Here is a 13446-nt window from a genome sequence, read left to right on the forward strand (position 1 = left end):
GGAAATCACAGCCGGCTATGGGAATAATTTACCGCCGGAAAGATAAGGGCGCGCGGTCCATATTACGCTGCGCTCCTCTTTTACGAGCGGACATAACGTTACCGATCGGTAATGTTCCGGCAATCCTTTGTGCAGCGCCTTCCCTGTACAGCGATCCTCATGGAGTGCGTGATGAGAAAAACAATTCTTGGGGGCCTGACCGGGGTTCTCGTGATAGCGGTTTTGGTTGGAGCGACCGAGGGCCAGATATTCTCACTGGCGGCTTCCGGCATCAGGACACTGGAAAATCCTAAAATATCCACTCTGTTCGACAGCAACCGGGTTCATGCGTTGGACGTGGCGATGCCCTTTTCCGTGCTGGCAGCCGGTGACATAGCAGACTGCGAAATTGGCGGCGGTCTTGATCGGACAGCTCGCAATCTTCAGTATTCTATGGGTCTTGTACGTGCCGATGCAGTGCCAAACGACGGCATGCTCGACACGGTTCGCATTCTCGAGACCTATCCTGATGCTCCGGTACTGGCCTTGGGCGATCTGGTCTACAAACGAGGCGAACCCGTAGGATTTTCAGATTGCTACGACCCCTATTGGGGTGTCGCAAAAAACCGGACTTGGCCCACGCCGGGAAATCACGAATACCAAGCCCCTTTTGCTTATGGTTACTTCGACTATTGGCAGGAACGCGCAGGGCCGGATCGGCAAGGGTATTATGCCTTGGACGCAGGGAAATGGTTTATTCTTTCGCTAAACAGCGAGATCGACGCCTCACCCACCTCCCCACAAGCTGCCTGGATGGGAATGGTGCTCGAAGCCTATCCCGACAGGTGCATAGCCGCATTCTATCACAAACCGGCCTATTCCACCGTTGCCCGGGACAATGCCGAAGACGCACATCATCTGTTTCGTCAGCTGACCGACGCCGGCGTGAGTTTCGTTCTGAACGGACACAATCATTTCTACGAACGCACGCACCCCCTGAACGACGAGGGCGCCCGGTCTGACCCCGGAACCGTGACATTCGTTGCCGGCGCAGGGGGGCGTACGACATCTGAAAAAATCAAACCTGCCCGCTTTTCTTACCGGGTGGTGACCGGCACCGCCGGTGTCCTGAAGCTGGATTTTTCGGACGAGGCGGTGTCCTGGACGTATCTGACCGGCGGAAGCGCAACTGACTTCGATAGCGGAACGCTTCCATGCCTGTGATCCGACGGCGCCCGCGATCTGAACGGAAGGATTATGCATGTTCGATCTCATAACTGCCTGGCTCGCCGCAATGGGTAGCTTTGGCGTCGCGGCCCTAATGCTGCTTGAAAACGTCTTTCCGCCGATCCCGTCCGAGCTGATCATGCCGTTCGCAGGCTATCTTGCAGCAAACGGGACACTGTCGTTCGCCGCCGTGGTCATCGCCGGGACGGCCGGGTCGGTCGCGGGGGCGTTCCTGTGGTATCAGATCGGATCCCTTGTGACCGAGCCGCGCCTGCGCCGCTTCATCGCGCGCCACGGTCGGTGGCTAACAATCTCGGTGGCGGACCTTGAACGGGCATTGTCCTGGTTCGATCGGCACGGCCGAACGGCCGTCTTTCTGGGACGGATGGTGCCCGGCGTACGGACTTTGATCTCCATACCTGCGGGGATGACCGGAATGCGGACCCTGCCATTCCTGCTTTACACCGCGCTTGGCAGCCTGATCTGGACGACGGCGCTGACAGTCTCGGGATACGTCTTGAAGGCCCAGTTTGCCCGGGTCGAGGTCCTGATAAACCCAGTAACGAACATTCTGCTGCTGCTTGTCGCTAGTCTATACGTCTGGAGGCTACTGAATTCCCGACAATCAAGGTAACGGCCACGGTGCACCGCAATTTGGCTCGAATTGTGTCATTATTTTTATGCTTTCATCCAAGACTACGGACACGCCATCAGGTCAATCGTTCACTTGGGGAAATGATGCGATGTAAAATCGGTGGCGGGTTTCGTTACAAAGGTCCGGTGACGAAAGGCCCAGTATCTGGACAAAAGGAAGGTCAATGCCGCGGCTGATGCGGTCGACAAACAGAGGGCAACGGCCGGGCGCAGAGCAAAATGGCGCAGCAGCAACATTAGTAATGCCTGATTCACGGCAAAGCCGGCCAGTGCGGTCAATCCGAACCGCCATGCTGCGGTGACGATGTCGGCGTCATGATCGGAGAATGAGAACCCTAGGTGCCCTATGAAACTGATCGAAAAGGCGACAAGGAATGCCATCGCATTTGACAGGATCGGCGACCATCCGGAGCTAATCATCGTCAGGCCGACCAGCAGGTGCAGGCCGGTGGCCATCATGCCGACGATCCCGAACTTGAACATTTGAAAGATCATGAGAGGCCCCGCATGACGGTCGTAGGATCATGGTCCTCGGCCACGATAAAGCCCGGTCGGCCTTTCACCTCGGTGAATACCCGCGCCAGATATTCACCCAAGACCCCGATCGAGATCAGTTGCACCCCGCCGAGCAGCGACGTCGCAACGACCAGTGACGACCATCCCGGCACGTCGATGCCATAGATCATCGTGCGTACTGCGATCATCACCCCGTAGAGGATCGCGGACACAGCGACTATCATTCCGATCCCTGTCCAGACACGCAGCGGCCATGCCGTGAAGGATGTCATTCCGGTCAACGCCAGCCGAAAAAGGTTGCGCATCCGAAACTTGGTCGTCCCGCCCGCCCGTGGCGCAAGATGGATCGGGATCGCCTTGCTGCGGAAACCAACCCAGCCATACAGGCCCTTCATGAACCGATTTCGCTCAGGCAGGGCGCAGAGTGCATCGACCACGCGCCGGTCCATCAGCCTGAAATCACGAGCATTGGCGGGGATCGGTGCGTCGCTGCCATAATTAAGGAGTCTGTAAAAAGAGCGGGTTAGGGCCCTTTTGAACCACCCCTCATCGTCGCGTGTCTCGCGGACGGCATAGACCATCTCGAACCCTTCGGCATGATGGGCCAGCATGGTTTCCAGGTGGCATAGGGGTTCCTGCAGGTCGGCATCGAGGATAACCACGGCTGCGCCCTTCGACGCGAACAGCCCGGCCATGATCGCCTGCTCCTTGCCGAAGTTGCGTGACAGGCGCAGCACGCGCACCGGATGGTGGTCCGACATCTGACGGGCCTGATCAAAAGTGTCGTCACTGCTGCCGTCGTCAACGATAATGATTTCGAACTGCGGTACCAAGGCGGCCGCATGGCTGGCAACGCGGGTGATGGTTTCCGAGATGCAGGCCGCCTCATTCATAGCTGGGATCACGAATGACAAGTCGGGAATGTTTTTCTGCTGCATCGAGGTCGGTGCCAATTGCGGGAGGACGAAATCTTTCATTTTTTGGCCTCTTCGATAAACAAAATACGACGACCAAAGCGCCCCAGGGGAAGAAATTTCGATGCTGCGAGCGTGGCCAATTCGGCGGTGTCATTTTCGGAAACGACCAGCGCATCGCGGATGCCATTGTCGGCCAGCGCATCGATTTGCCCGGGATCTGTGGTGAAGACCACCTTGCCGGCAGTATAGAACTCTGCCGAAAAGCTGCGATTGCCCCAGTAGGTGAAGGCCATGCCCGGATCGTGCTGGCGGGCGGCGGCGACCAGATCGCGTTCTGTCTTCAGATGCAGGATCTGTGGGCTGATGTGAGAGATCAGCGTCAGCATGACAAACAGACCCGCCACCCCTGCGACAGAGACGAGGGCCGCACGGCGCGCCCAGTGCCCCGGTGCCCCCCGTGATCCTGCCCAAAGCGATACCAGCAAGACCGCCGCCGCAGGCATCGCGGGCAGACTATAGGCGGGCAGAATGTTGGCGGCGGGCGAGAACAGGATCAGCGGTGCTGCCACCGACAGCGCCAGATAGCTGTGCCAGCCGGTCGCGTCCGCCGCCAACGTCGCGCGCAAGGCATGGATCCTCGGAAGCAGTGCTGCGGCGAAAAATGTCCATGGCAGAAACATTGCCGCCGCATAGAGCCAGATGATGCCTTTGGGCCGCGCATGTCCCGACCCATACAGATCGCCCTGCCATCCGCTGACGACGAAGCGCTGAAAATGCTCGCCGATCAGAAAGTAGTGCAGAAAGCCGGGCGTTTTGATTTCGGCGGCGATATACCATGGCAGGGTCAGAAGGGCTGTGATGACCAGACCCGACCGCCAACGCAGCGCTGACAGATCGCGCCATCGACCGGCAAGCGGCAGCCACAAAGCCAGCGGGATCAGGGTGATGATTGTTGCGACTGGCCCTTTGGCCAACAGACCGATGGCCAGACCCACGAAGAACATCCGCCGCCAGAAAACACGGCCGCCCGTCCCGGTCAGCGCGGTATGAAACGCCACCATGGACAGAACCGTACCCAACACCATCACCATATCGGTCATGACAAAGGCCGAGGCGCCGAAAAACAATGCCGACGATGCCAGAACTACTATGGCCAACAGCGCCTGATCCGCCCCTGCGTTGCGACGCACCCAAGTATGTATCAATCCCAGCACCGCCCCCGCGCAGGCCAGAATGAAGACGCGTGCGCCAAACGGACCGACCCCGAATGCCTGCATGCCCAAGGCCGACAGCCAGGTATGCAGAGGTGGTTTGCCCCAGAACGGCACGCCATACGCGAATTGCGGGGTTATCCAGTCGCCGCTTTCGACCATCTTGCGCGCGATCTCGGCGTAGCGCGCCTCGGTCGTGTCGATGAAGGGCAGCCAAAACATCGCCAACAACCGGACCGCCAGCAACGCGGCCAATCCCGCCCATAGCACGCGCCTGTCGCCCCGGCTCAAGCTAAACGGCGCGGTGGCCACTGTCCGGCGCTGCGCCGGAAAATCTGCGTCGATCGATACCATGGCTTGTCCCATCATTTTGGGAAGCCCTAACCTACGCCACACCTCCATCGAGTGGCGGGCACTATACCAAGTTGTAATGTAGGCTGAATGATGCGGTGAATTTGGATCGGCTAGGTCGAACGACAAGGAGACCGATATGCGCGTGCTGGTGATCGAAGACGACCGCGAAACGGCAGATTACATCTGTTCAAGCCTGCGTGCGTCGGGGCACGTGGTTGAACACGCTTCTGACGGAAAACAAGGCTTTCTGCTGGCACTGGATGCCGATTTCGATGTGATGGTGGTGGACCGGATGCTGCCTGGCCTGGACGGATTGACCCTGGTCAAGTCAGTGCGCCTTGCCAAGGTCGCGACACCGATCCTGTTTCTCAGCGCGATGGGGGGGCTCGACGACCGGGTGGATGGGTTGCAGGCGGGAGCCGACGACTATCTGGTCAAGCCGTTCGCCTATTCGGAGCTGTCGGCGCGGCTAGCGGCCCTGGCCCGCCGGCCGCCGATCCAGGCCCAGGAGACAAGCTTGCGGATCGCGGATCTGGAAGTGGACCTGTTGCGCCATGCAGTCACCCGTGCCGGTCAGGACATCGTCCTCCAACGGCGCGAGTTTCAGCTGCTGGCCTATCTGATGCGCCATGCAGATCGCGTCGTTACCCGCACCATGCTGTTGGAGGCTGTCTGGGATTTTAATTTCGATCCCCAGACCAATGTCGTGGAAACGCATATCAGCAGACTGCGGATGAAAATCGACAAGCCGTTCGAGACGCCTTTGATTCACACCGTGCGCGGCGCCGGATACAGTCTGCATGACTGAGGGGCATGAACTGAAGCGACGCGGATCAGACAGGCGAAGCCTGCGCACGTCAGTCCGACTGTCACTGCAATTCTCGTTTCTCTATGCAGTCCTGTCAGCATGCGTTTTCGCACTGGCCTATCTCTTCACGCAGGCTGAGGTGCAGGACTGGATCCGCGACCAGATGCGCGGTGATGCCCAAACGCTGAAAGCCGTCTATCAGGAAGAGGGAGAAGCTAGCCTGATCGCCATCATCGATGGACTTTCGTATGTCAGCTTTGAAAAGACCCGGCTCTATCAGTTGCTGGATGCAGACGGGAATGTTCTTTCAGGTAATATCCCAGCCCCGTTGATCGGCGCTATTCCCACCCAGATGGCCGCGAATGACAGTCGTCTTGCTGTTCATCCTCCGTATGAGGTCGATGTCTATTGGCTCCGTGAAGATACCCTTGGTCCTTACCGACTGATTCAAGGGGCAGGCAATCATTTGGTGGCAGAGATCCTTGAAGCTTTGGCCGCGGCGCTTCTCTTGGGATATGTCTCGGTCATCATCCTGGGGCTGATCGTCGGTGTGCGGGTCGGACGCATCACAGAGCAAAGGATCACCTCTATTTCAGCCGTCATGGCAGATGTCTCGGCCGGTCAGCTGGCAGCGCGTGTGCCAACACGAGAGACCGCCAAAGATGATCTGTCTCGCGTGTCAGCCGGAATCAACGGGATGTTGGATCAGATTGGTCGGCTGCTGGAAAGCCAGCAGCAGATATCCAACGACATCGCTCATGATATGCGCACCCCGTTACAGCGTCTGCGTCAACGATTGGAGCGAATGAGCCAGACGGGCACAGTCGAACCTGAAGACCTGTTGGCCTGCCAGCGACAGACAGATGACATCATCACGACGTTCAATGCACTCCTGCGCATCGCTCAGATCGAGGCGAGAAACCGTCACTCTCGGTTTGAAAATGTTGATATCATTGAAATACTAACGGTGGTAGCTGAGGTTTTCGAGCCTGCGGCAGAAGAAGCTGGAATAGAGCTGGTAGCGCCCATATCCGGTCAGGGGTTGATAGTCACCGGAGATCGCGGGCTGCTGATGCAAATGTTCTCAAATCTTGTCGAAAATGCCATCCGGCACTGTCCATCCGGCACGTCGATCACGTTGGCTGCTGCATCTGAGACGCATTCCATTACGGCTTTTGTGGCTGACACTGGCCCCGGCATCGACCGTACAGACCATGACCGTATCTTCCGACGCTTTTTTCGCATCGAAGGCAGCCGCAATACATCAGGGCATGGCCTTGGCTTATCTCTGGTCAAAGCCATTGCCGATATGCATGGGGCTACGATCGCCGTGCGCGACAATAACCCTGGGGCTTTATTCGAGATTCGCTTTGAATTGTGATCTAAGCGAGAATTCGTGGTTTTGGGTAGTCTAGGCCGAGGTACTCGGAAGCATGGGAACCGACCTTGTTAATGGCGGTTTTGCCATCGTCAGAAAAACAGTCGGTTTTCTCGCCGTCACAAAGTCGAGCACTGTGACATCGCTGAACCACCAGAAGACGCGATGAAAAATCAGCTTCAGGTTGCCGGATATCGATAGTCTTTCCTGACAATATCTGGTGGCTCAGACGGCCAAATCTCTCAGGAAACCAGTCAGACGGGCAAGGGGTGGATCACCGCACGGGGGCGGCCTGCCTCTTCCCAAAGGAAAGCCAGCGTGATCGGCAGGCGGAAGCGGCGGGGGCCGGCGGCGCCGGGGTTCAGCCAGAGGGTGCTGCCGGTTTCCTCGATGTCAGGCTTGTGGGAGTGCCCCGAGATCACGACATTCCAGCCCTCGGCCTCCGGATTAGCCTGCAAAGCCTTGCGATCATGGATCATGTGAATCTGCATGCCCCCGATCGTGAGGCTCACTGTTTCAGGAAGGGTGTCAGCCCAGTGCCCGCGATCGATATTGCCCCGGATAGCCGTCACCGGAGCGATGCGCACCAGCGCGTCTAGATGGTCGGGGTCGCCGATGTCGCCGGCGTGCAAGATCCAATCTACACCTTCGAGGGCCTCCAGCGCCTCGGGGCGCAGCAGACCGTGGGTGTCAGCGATGACACCAATGCATTTCCTAGGAGGTGGCCGGCGAAGTGGTTGCATGAGGCAGCTCCTGATTGTTTTCATCATCTGTGTAAGCGCATGGCTATTGTCCATAAAACTGACGTTTTATGGACATGGCTCAAACCTGTCCGAAAACTTCGCGTGAATGAGTATTTGGACAGCTTGATTATTGGACGAGTTTGTGGACATTTGCATGTAATTGATCGCGTAATACGGTCCTTCTTAAGGCAAATAGATGTCACTCATCGGATACGCTCGTGTCTCGACCTCCGAACAGGATCTTGCCCTTCAGTGTGACGCGCTGATGGCCGCTGGTGTGACGCGCATCTTCGAGGATCGAGGGGTGTCCGGTGCCAAGGTGGAGCGGTCCGGGCTAAATGATGCACTCGCTTTCCTCCGGGCAGGCGACACGCTTGTCGTCTGGAAACTCGACCGGCTCGGCCGCTCGATGACGCACCTATTGCAGACGGTGGCGGAACTCGAAGGCAGAGGTGTGGGCTTTCGATCCCTTACCGAGACAATTGACACCACCACCCCAACCGGTCGGCTTGTTTTTCATCTCTTTGGGGCTCTGGGTCAGTTTGAGCGTGACCTGATCCGCGAGCGAACCGGCGCAGGACTCCAGGCTGCTGCGGCAAGAGGACGGAAAGGGGGTCGGCCCATTGCCCTTACATCAGAAAAGGTAGCCCGGGCCCGTTTACTGATCGCATCCGGCCTAAACGTGCGCGAGGCCGCCGTACGCGTGAAGGTGAGCAAGTCCGCTCTTTACATGGCGCTGAAGGGTATCCCGGTGCCAAACAGATAGCATGATCCGGACGGGCTGCGATGGCGGATGTCTCCGCCCGCCCGGATCATGCTGCGTTGCTACTCAGTTGCGGCTTGAAATGAACTCGCAGCTTGCAATTCCACATAATCGTCCGAACGGGCTACGGCGCAGCCGTCATTGTTGGACAGGACAATGACAGGGATGCCACGTAGCGACATATCAAACACCCGCTCGCAGCTGACGTAAAAATTATTGCAGTCGATCAGGGCAATTGGACGGTCGGATTGCTCCACCATGGCCGCCCCTATTCAATGGGAAGGCGGCGCACGACGCCCGCGACGACGCCCCAGATTTCGGTCGTCTCTGTGACCGGTATTGTCTCATAGCCGTCTGCGCGTGCGCGCGGATCGAGAAACCACCGCCCGTCTCTCTTGGCGAGCTTCTTGACCGTGATTGCCCCATCGACCACGGCGACGACGATGCGGCCATGGCGGCGTTTGCCTGCACGATCCACGGCGATCAGATCCCCATCAAGGATGCCTTCTGCTTCAAGACTGTCGCCCGAGACGCGCCACCAGAAGGTGGCATGCTCATGCCGGACCACCCATTTGATCGGGTCGATCGAATCCTCAAGGTCGTCTGCGGCGGGTGACGGAAAACCGGCCGGAACTGGCATGGATGCCAAAGGCACATGCCGGTCGATGAGGGTGATTTTGATCGGGCTGAGGTGCAGAGTCATGGCCACTAGAACAATACGGGAACAACAGCCATAACCCGAACCCCCCCTGCGGCGTCAAGGACGGATCGGGAAAGTTAGCTCTCAAGTCCGACCCGTGACCCTCAAGCTCCCGTCAGATCGTCTGCATCGGCTTGATCGTCAGCCCGAGGTTTTGGCCCGCGTAGCTCGCGCCAAGCATGAAGCCAGCCGCCCATGTCCTGATCCGGCTATGGGCCTCGACAGGGTGGTGGGTTTCATTGTCGTCCAGCAACAGTTCATAGACCGGAACCGGGTTTTTGCCATCTTGAGTGTCGCACAGGCTGAGCCTGATAACACTTTCAGCCGCCGTTCCCTGCCCGCGATCCCGCAAATCGGCTGAGGTCAGATGCTCCAAGACCAGATAGCTCTTTGTCCCTGGTGCTGGCAAAACAGGATTCAGTATTTCAGGGTTCTCTTTCATCACACTCTCCCGTTTTGCAGGTCGTGCAGGCAGTAACGAAAGCATTACCATAGTTAAACAGTCAATTCCCTCTGCGCCAATCGCTCGGCACTTCGAATGTGCCAGACCAGATCCCGCGCTGTGCGGCCTCTGCCCGGCCCGCTGCGGCAGTGTGGCGGCGGTCGCGGTCGTAATAGGGCACCGCCCATCCGTTCTCGATCATCCATGCCGACAGACTGATACCGGCGACGGCGCAATCTCCGAGGATGCGACGATAGCGATCCCTGCCTTCTGACAGGCATGTCACGGGCCTGCGGGCGATGAAGTCTGATAGGGCCAGCGCGGCCTGCTGCCCACAGCGCCATGGGCGGCCTTGGCGGTCAAAACAGGGTTGCCGGGATTCTGGGGCATCTATGGATACCAGCCTGATCCGCTCCCCATGGATTTCGAGGGTATCGCCGTCGATCACGCTGGCTTGCCCGGTAATGCCGTTGGCAAAGCCTGGTCCTGCCAGTGCGCAGCACAGTGCGGCGATTGCGAAAATCCTGCTCATTCGGCGCTTCCTTCCTCGAAAGGTGCTTGCATCGCTCTTTGGCCTCCACAGGCTGTTTTTCACAGCCATGCAACAGCGCCGCTAGAGCTGCGGGTTGAATTTGAAGCCCATCGGGTGCCGTTGCCCGGCCCGTCTCTCACGGGCCGGAACCGCCGCAGGGGCGCGATAGCGGCCCGGTGCGCGGCGTCCGCATCATGATCCTGCATAAGAATAAGAGATAGATTGGGATTCAGTCCGCTTGGCAGACTCGCGTAAACCTATGGCTTTTCCCATCTGAGCCAGAGCTTTTCCAAGCCCTGAATCCTCGATCTTGAACATGGCGAACTCGGCAAGGTCGAGAGTGGCGACATACTCCGCTTCCACAGTGGCGCGATCTGCTCGGGTAGCTTGGTCATCGTCTGGCGCAGGTGGTCGTCCAGCCCATCGCCCGAGAAGCGCCAAAGCGCGCTTTGGCGCTGACAGACGATAGGCATTGCTGACCTGTCGGACTTGCGGGCCTCGCCCATCATTGAGCACCGGCTCGAACCGGCGCAACCAGTCCAGAAAGCCGTGATCGCGCAGCGCCTTCAACGCCCGCACCACCGCATCGCGTGACCGGCGCAGCTTGTTGGTGATGTAGTCCAGCGACGGGTCCAGTCGGCCGGATTTGAAGTTGACCAGATTGGCGAAGAGGGCCAGCACCTCTAGGGCGATACCTCCTAGAGGACCGTTGCGCTTGCCGGGCGCACGCTTGGCCCGCTCATACTGGTGGGCGGCCATCAAGACTTTCTGCACGTCCTGGCGTGAGGTTCCATGCCAGAAAGATGCCTCGCATGATCCCTTGGGCCGTGAATTTCGGCGGATGGGTTTGCGGTCTGCTTCACGTCCATCGGTGCGCGCGCCATCAATAACGCTGTCCAAGCGTTTGAAAAACTTGCCGCGTTTTGCGGCCTCTCCGGTATTCATCTGCTGCTCCTCGATCAAGAAGCGCGGTGTCCGCAGGCAAGCTACATGCGTTCGCACAAATGCGTTTTGCTCTTGATTTTCGGGAGTGGGAGGGTAACTATAGCAGTCGAACATAGATGCTAATTCAGGACGCCAATCCTGTGTTACCAAACCCAAGCCCCCTCGTGCGGACCCCCGCGCGGGGGGTTTCCTTTTGGGCTGGTGGTTTTATCTGATTCTGCTCGTCCCTCCCTTTTCGGGCATTTTGCCGCACAGCCTACGCGAGAGGGGCAGGTGCGGCAATTGATTGTGTATGGATAGGCGGTCAACTACCAGCATCAGTAGGACTGCCAAATGACTTCGGACACGTTACCTTCGTAATCTCTTGTCCGCATGGCGATGCCTCTGATTGTTCTGCTCACGTCGCCGCCGCTATAGCCAACACGACCTTGCACCCATGATGGGGTATTTCCGAGGGCCATTCCCGCCCATCGAAACTCGCCGTCGGCGTCGTAAAAGCCGCGTGTCGTCGAATCGTAAACATCAACGCCGCCGCTATTGCGCTGTCCCCGGTAGTTGACGTGATAGACCTCGATACCATCGCGATAGCCCCGGATTTCGTCGGTCAAACCGTCACTGCCCATGTTGGGCAGCGGCGGCAGGCCGCTTGCGCGCAGAGGGCAGTTCCAAAGCTGCAAGGGTGGCTCGATAGGAAACGGCGTGACACGCCGGATCATCTCAACCTTCGCCTGAGTGCATTCAGTGGACGCAGGAAAGCCGCCCGCAAGACACAGCAGGATCGCGCAATCGATCGCATAGGCGTCGGCTTTCGGGGCCGAGGCGAGGGCTGCGGCGCAGGCTGCGGCTCCAAGGATCTTCAATCTCATCGTGAACCTCCTTCGGGGTGCGATAACACGGGCAGATGCCATCTTACAGTAGAAACGAATGAATTGAATGGTTCGATATCGTCCGGGTCAAAATATTTCATTGTAGCGGTCGTGCCAAACTCGGCCTTTTTCGATGATGTCAGTTTGGGACTTTTGAAAACAGATAAGATACGCATTTAAATCATTGAAATATCTAACGTATTCATCCTTCGGGGCAATGCCGTGACGCGCTAGTGCTTGTTCGTCTTCAATCGGTTCCGCTGGTGGCGCGCACAAATGCAGTGGTTGAGGGGCTGTGGTGATCGGGGCTGATCCTGCCATTTGCAGGACAGCAAGGAAGGTGATCGAGCCCATCATTTGCTCATTTCCTTGGCCGGAGACAGCGCACGTATGAGGGTAGCCCGACTGACGCCAAGGGCCTTAGCTGCTTGAGCCTGAGTCATCTGTTTAGACGCTAGCCATGCTTCAGCCTGGACGATCTGGGCAGGCGCTAAGAGGCGCCTGCGTCCAATGATGCGGCCACTGGCACGGGCTGCTTCCAATCCGGCCCGTGTCCGTTCCGCGATCAGGTCACGCTCAAACTGCGCGATCATCGCGAAGACATGAAACATCATTCGCCCCTGCGGGGTGGTCGTGTCGATCTGCTCGTTCAAAGACCGCAAGCGAACCTTCCGTTGGGAAAGTTCGTTGGCAATTGCGATCAGCTCTTTGACGCTCCGCGCCAGCCTGTCCAGCCGCCAGACGACAAGGGTGTCATCGCTCGACAGATTAGATAGCAGACGCTGCAACTGAGGCCGGGCGTTTTCGTCAGATCCGCTTCCGACCTCTGAGACAACGTAGTCGCATCCTACTGCGTTCAGAGCATCGAGTTGCAGACGATGCTCCTGACCGTTGGTCGATACTCTGGAATAGCCAACTATCGCCATCGCCTGCTTCTCCAATGTTGCAAAAGCCAGTCCGTAATGGACATGTCGCAAAATTCGCCTTTGTGACGGCTTTTGCAACATGTTTGACGCTGTTGCGCAAACGATCGTTTTTGAACACCTTGATAAAGGGGCAGGGGAGGCGGGCATTCGTTGATCCGCGTTGCAGCTTTGGACTTCTGCATGTCACTGCGTTTGCCTGCCTAGGAAAGCAGTATGACCTTTTGGTCCGACAAAAGGTCAAAATGACGTTTTTTCTTGACACTCACGGGCTGCCATCGGGATCGGCGATTTCGGTTACCGCGATCACCACACCTCTTTGGAAAGAAGCCCCACGGCCGAAAGCCAGCATCGACGCGAAGAGCCGAGGCTGTCATCTAATCGCATGTCGTTCTGCAAGGTCTTTCTTGGCGATGGGACATCGTTTGCCGGGAGCAGTGTCATCTTCGCGGTCGACATTAAGCCGCCGCATGGTGGGGCTTCGCGGA

Annotated in this window: 18 protein-coding genes; 5 read left to right on the top strand and 13 right to left on the bottom strand. The window is 58.0% G+C overall.

Annotated features, from left to right (window positions below; all coding sequences use genetic code 11):
* Positions 1–171 precede the first annotated feature (171 nt).
* Positions 172–1203, top strand: a complete 1032-nt coding sequence (locus EG885_RS05410; RefSeq protein ID WP_165571047.1) for a metallophosphoesterase family protein — start codon at positions 172–174, stop codon at positions 1201–1203.
* Between the two features lie 37 nt (positions 1204–1240).
* Positions 1241–1840: a DedA family protein gene (locus tag EG885_RS05415; protein ID WP_131573461.1), complete on the top strand. Its 600-nt coding sequence runs from the start codon at positions 1241–1243 to the stop codon at positions 1838–1840.
* A gap of 89 nt (positions 1841–1929) precedes the next feature.
* Here the strand turns inward: EG885_RS05415 and EG885_RS05420 are convergent, their stop codons facing one another.
* The 3 genes from EG885_RS05420 to EG885_RS05430 are packed head-to-tail and all read right to left on the bottom strand — an operon-like array spanning position 1930 to position 4984.
* Positions 1930–2355 (bottom strand): GtrA family protein, encoded by a 426-nt coding sequence (locus EG885_RS05420; protein WP_131573462.1) that lies wholly within the window; start codon positions 2353–2355, stop codon positions 1930–1932.
* Positions 2352–3353, bottom strand: a complete 1002-nt coding sequence (locus EG885_RS05425) for a glycosyltransferase family 2 protein (protein WP_207392206.1) — start codon at positions 3351–3353, stop codon at positions 2352–2354. Before EG885_RS05425 ends, EG885_RS05420 begins: the two co-directional genes overlap by 4 nt.
* Positions 3350–4984, bottom strand: coding sequence for an ArnT family glycosyltransferase (locus EG885_RS05430; protein WP_242679512.1), 1635 nt, complete (start codon positions 4982–4984; stop codon positions 3350–3352). Before EG885_RS05430 ends, EG885_RS05425 begins: the two co-directional genes overlap by 4 nt.
* A 10-nt stretch (positions 4985–4994) precedes the next feature.
* On the opposite strand from EG885_RS05430, the gene EG885_RS05435 reads away from it, so the two are divergent.
* Positions 4995–5666 (top strand): winged helix-turn-helix domain-containing protein, encoded by a 672-nt coding sequence (locus EG885_RS05435; protein WP_131573464.1) that lies wholly within the window; start codon positions 4995–4997, stop codon positions 5664–5666.
* A 139-nt stretch (positions 5667–5805) separates the two neighbouring features.
* Positions 5806–7047: a sensor histidine kinase gene (locus tag EG885_RS05440; RefSeq protein WP_165571048.1), complete on the top strand. Its 1242-nt coding sequence runs from the start codon at positions 5806–5808 to the stop codon at positions 7045–7047.
* Between the two features lie 251 nt (positions 7048–7298).
* On the opposite strand, the gene EG885_RS05445 is transcribed toward EG885_RS05440, so the two are convergent.
* Positions 7299–7787: a metallophosphoesterase family protein gene (locus EG885_RS05445; RefSeq protein WP_131573466.1), complete on the bottom strand. Its 489-nt coding sequence runs from the start codon at positions 7785–7787 to the stop codon at positions 7299–7301.
* A gap of 196 nt (positions 7788–7983) precedes the next feature.
* Between EG885_RS05445 and EG885_RS05450 the strand changes: the two genes are divergently transcribed.
* Positions 7984–8553: a recombinase family protein gene (locus EG885_RS05450; protein WP_131573467.1), complete on the top strand. Its 570-nt coding sequence runs from the start codon at positions 7984–7986 to the stop codon at positions 8551–8553.
* Positions 8554–8612: 59 nt separating this feature from the next.
* On the opposite strand, the gene EG885_RS05455 is transcribed toward EG885_RS05450, so the two are convergent.
* The 9 genes from EG885_RS05455 to EG885_RS23045 form a co-directional block, all read right to left on the bottom strand.
* Positions 8613–8810, bottom strand: a complete 198-nt coding sequence (locus EG885_RS05455) for a Y-family DNA polymerase (RefSeq protein WP_207392207.1) — start codon at positions 8808–8810, stop codon at positions 8613–8615.
* An 8-nt stretch (positions 8811–8818) separates the two neighbouring features.
* Positions 8819–9253 carry a LexA family protein gene (locus tag EG885_RS05460; protein WP_131573468.1) on the bottom strand — a complete coding sequence of 145 codons (435 nt, stop codon included), beginning with the start codon at positions 9251–9253 and terminating at the stop codon, positions 8819–8821.
* Between the two features lie 112 nt (positions 9254–9365).
* Positions 9366–9692: a hypothetical protein gene (locus tag EG885_RS05465; protein WP_131573469.1), complete on the bottom strand. Its 327-nt coding sequence runs from the start codon at positions 9690–9692 to the stop codon at positions 9366–9368.
* Positions 9693–9753: 61 nt separating this feature from the next.
* Positions 9754–10224, bottom strand: coding sequence for a thermonuclease family protein (locus tag EG885_RS05470; protein WP_165571049.1), 471 nt, complete (start codon positions 10222–10224; stop codon positions 9754–9756).
* A 192-nt stretch (positions 10225–10416) separates the two neighbouring features.
* Positions 10417–11169 (bottom strand): helix-turn-helix domain-containing protein, encoded by a 753-nt coding sequence (locus EG885_RS05475; protein ID WP_131573471.1) that lies wholly within the window; start codon positions 11167–11169, stop codon positions 10417–10419.
* Positions 11170–11486: 317 nt separating this feature from the next.
* Complete coding sequence (locus tag EG885_RS05480) at positions 11487–12035, bottom strand: hypothetical protein (RefSeq protein WP_242679513.1); 549 nt, start codon at positions 12033–12035, stop codon at positions 11487–11489.
* An 87-nt stretch (positions 12036–12122) separates the two neighbouring features.
* Complete coding sequence (locus tag EG885_RS05485) at positions 12123–12392, bottom strand: hypothetical protein (protein ID WP_131573472.1); 270 nt, start codon at positions 12390–12392, stop codon at positions 12123–12125.
* A complete protein-coding gene (locus tag EG885_RS05490; protein ID WP_207392208.1) occupies positions 12389–13042 on the bottom strand; it encodes a recombinase family protein in 654 nt (217 codons plus the stop codon). Before EG885_RS05490 ends, EG885_RS05485 begins: the two co-directional genes overlap by 4 nt.
* Positions 13043–13264: 222 nt before the next feature.
* Positions 13265–13446, bottom strand: a 182-nt coding sequence (locus EG885_RS23045) for a hypothetical protein (protein WP_207392209.1), incomplete at its 5' end; no start/stop codon positions are given.

The sequence above is a fragment of the Paracoccus nototheniae genome (assembly GCF_004335005.1).
Taxonomy (GTDB): Bacteria; Pseudomonadota; Alphaproteobacteria; order Rhodobacterales; family Rhodobacteraceae; genus Paracoccus; species Paracoccus nototheniae.

What these genes read in the sequence shown, in the direction of transcription:
- EG885_RS05410 (WP_165571047.1), top strand. Translation starts at nt 172, where the DNA reads ATGAGAAAAACAATTCTTGGGGGCCTGACCGGGGTTCTCGTGATAGCG.
- EG885_RS05415 (WP_131573461.1), top strand. Translation starts at nt 1,241, where the DNA reads ATGTTCGATCTCATAACTGCCTGGCTCGCCGCAATGGGTAGCTTTGGC.
- EG885_RS05420 (WP_131573462.1), bottom strand. Translation starts at nt 2,355, where the DNA reads ATGATCTTTCAAATGTTCAAGTTCGGGATCGTCGGCATGATGGCCACC.
- EG885_RS05425 (WP_207392206.1), bottom strand. Translation starts at nt 3,353, where the DNA reads ATGAAAGATTTCGTCCTCCCGCAATTGGCACCGACCTCGATGCAGCAG.
- EG885_RS05435 (WP_131573464.1), top strand. Translation starts at nt 4,995, where the DNA reads ATGCGCGTGCTGGTGATCGAAGACGACCGCGAAACGGCAGATTACATC.
- EG885_RS05445 (WP_131573466.1), bottom strand. Translation starts at nt 7,787, where the DNA reads ATGCAACCACTTCGCCGGCCACCTCCTAGGAAATGCATTGGTGTCATC.
- EG885_RS05450 (WP_131573467.1), top strand. Translation starts at nt 7,984, where the DNA reads ATGTCACTCATCGGATACGCTCGTGTCTCGACCTCCGAACAGGATCTT.
- EG885_RS05455 (WP_207392207.1), bottom strand. Translation starts at nt 8,810, where the DNA reads ATGGTGGAGCAATCCGACCGTCCAATTGCCCTGATCGACTGCAATAAT.
- EG885_RS05460 (WP_131573468.1), bottom strand. Translation starts at nt 9,253, where the DNA reads ATGACTCTGCACCTCAGCCCGATCAAAATCACCCTCATCGACCGGCAT.
- EG885_RS05465 (WP_131573469.1), bottom strand. Translation starts at nt 9,692, where the DNA reads ATGAAAGAGAACCCTGAAATACTGAATCCTGTTTTGCCAGCACCAGGG.
- EG885_RS05470 (WP_165571049.1), bottom strand. Translation starts at nt 10,224, where the DNA reads ATGAGCAGGATTTTCGCAATCGCCGCACTGTGCTGCGCACTGGCAGGA.
- EG885_RS05475 (WP_131573471.1), bottom strand. Translation starts at nt 11,169, where the DNA reads ATGAATACCGGAGAGGCCGCAAAACGCGGCAAGTTTTTCAAACGCTTG.
- EG885_RS05480 (WP_242679513.1), bottom strand. Translation starts at nt 12,035, where the DNA reads ATGAGATTGAAGATCCTTGGAGCCGCAGCCTGCGCCGCAGCCCTCGCC.
- EG885_RS05485 (WP_131573472.1), bottom strand. Translation starts at nt 12,392, where the DNA reads ATGATGGGCTCGATCACCTTCCTTGCTGTCCTGCAAATGGCAGGATCA.
- EG885_RS05490 (WP_207392208.1), bottom strand. Translation starts at nt 13,042, where the DNA reads ATGTTGCAAAAGCCGTCACAAAGGCGAATTTTGCGACATGTCCATTAC.